Genomic DNA, 1,883 nt, shown 5'->3' with positions numbered 1-1,883 from the left:
GTGAACTTCGTGCTGCGCTGGGAGTACGACCCGGGCTCCACGTTCTACCTGGCCTGGACCCAGGGCCGCGCCAACTTCGACGATCCCGGCAGCATGGACCTGCGCCGCGACGCGCGCTCGCTGTTGGAGTCCCCGGGCGACGACATCGTGATGGTGAAGATCACCCGGCGCTTCGGCATCTAAAAATCGGCATCTAGAACTTCGGCGTCTAGCTAGGGGCTGTTCGCCAGTCACTGCTTGTCATATTTGTTTCGGCCACACGTCAACCATTCCGGTCTCCTGCGTGTCTAATCCTGCATGATGGATTCCCGACACGTCATCAGGAGACCGACCATGCCCCGACCGACACGGATCCCGCCCGCCGTCCGCCTGTCCCTGTTGCTGGTGGTCTCGCTGCTGGGTTTGGCGCTGGCCGTCTCGCGGGCGAGCGCGCAGGCGGGACCTCTGGAAGGACCGGGGCGCGTCGAGGCCCTGCGGCTCGCCGAACCCGTCCGCATCGACGGCGTCCTGGACGAAGCCGCCTGGCACCGCCCGTCGGTCCATCCCCTGATCCAGAACGAGCCCGACAACGGGGCGCCGCCGCGCCAGCCCACCGACTGGTGGGTCGCCTACGACGACGAGGCGCTCTACGTCGCCGCCCGCCTGCACGAGAGCAGCCCCGACTCGATCCGCACGAGCCTCGGGCGCCGCGACACCTGGCCGGAGTCGGACTGGGTCTTCCTGAACCTCGACACCTACAACGACGACCGCAACGGCTTCTCCTTCGCCGTGAACCCCTCCGGGGTGATCGGCGACTCCCAGCTCTACAACGACGGCGCCGACGACAGCACCTGGGACGGCGTCTGGGAGTGCGGCACGCGCATCGACGGGGGCGGCTGGAACGTCGAGCTGCGCATCCCGTTCTCCCAGCTGCGCTTCCCCGACGCGCCGCAGCAGGTCTGGGGCATCAACTTCTCCCGCCGCTACCTGCGCTGCGGCGGCCGCGAGGAGCTCTTCCACCGACCCCGCCAGGAGGCCGGCTACCAGAACCGGTTCCCCGACCTGGTGGGCATCGCCGGCGTGCACCCGGTGCGCGAGATCGAGGCGCTGGCCTACGGCACGACCCGCGGCCGGTTCGAGGAGGTCGCCCCCGGCGACCCCTTCCGCTCGTCGCGCGAGCTCGACGCGGACGCCGGCCTGGACCTGCGGTACCGGATCACCAACGACCTGGCCCTCTCCGCCACGGTCAACCCCGACTTCGGGCAGGTCGAGGTGGACCCGGCCGTGGTGAACCTGTCCGACGCCGAGACCTACTACCCCGAGAAGCGGCCCTTCTTCGTCGAGGACACCGGCGCCTTCCGGTTCGGGCGCGAGGGCACCGGCAGCACCTGGAACTTCAACTGGAGCGACCCGACGCTGCTCCACAGCCGGCGCATCGGGCGCGCCCCGCAGCTGGCGACGGCGCCGCACGACCACGCCGACCTGCCCGACGCGGCCACCATCCTGGGCGCGGTCCGGCTGGGCGGCACGCTGGGTGGGATGAAGGTCGGTGTGCTGAGCGCGGTGACCGCCGCGGAACGGGCCCGCCTGTCGACGGACGGCGTCACGAGCGGGCAGTTCGTCGAGCCGCGCACCGGCTACAACGCCCTGCGACTGCAGAGGACCTACGCCGGCGGCCGGCGGGGGCTCGGCCTGATGGCCACCGGCGTGCTGCGCGACCTCGGGGATCCCGCCGCCCGCGAGCAGCTCGCCGCGCGGGCCTGGTCGTTCGGGGTGGACGGCTGGACGCGCCTCGACGACGGCGGCGACTGGGCGCTGCGGGGCTACCTGGCGGGCTCCCAACTCAGCGGCTCGGCGGCCGCGCTGGACCTGCAGCAGCGCTCGTCGCGCCGCTACTACCAGCG

Annotated in this window: 2 protein-coding genes; both read left to right on the top strand. The window is 71.4% G+C overall.

Annotated features, from left to right (window positions below):
• Positions 1 to 183, top strand: a 183-nt coding sequence (locus tag Q7W29_04645; protein ID MDO9171105.1) for a hypothetical protein, incomplete at its 5' end; no start/stop codon positions are given.
• A gap of 150 nt (positions 184 to 333) precedes the next feature.
• On the top strand, positions 334 to 1,883 hold a 1,550-nt coding region (locus Q7W29_04640), incomplete at its 3' end, for a DUF5916 domain-containing protein (GenBank protein MDO9171104.1).

This window comes from bacterium, assembly GCA_030654305.1.
Classification (GTDB): domain Bacteria; phylum Krumholzibacteriota; class Krumholzibacteriia; order LZORAL124-64-63; family LZORAL124-64-63; genus PNOJ01.
The sequence above is the reverse complement of the archived record's forward strand: the minus strand, read 5'-3'. Positions and strand labels throughout refer to the sequence as shown.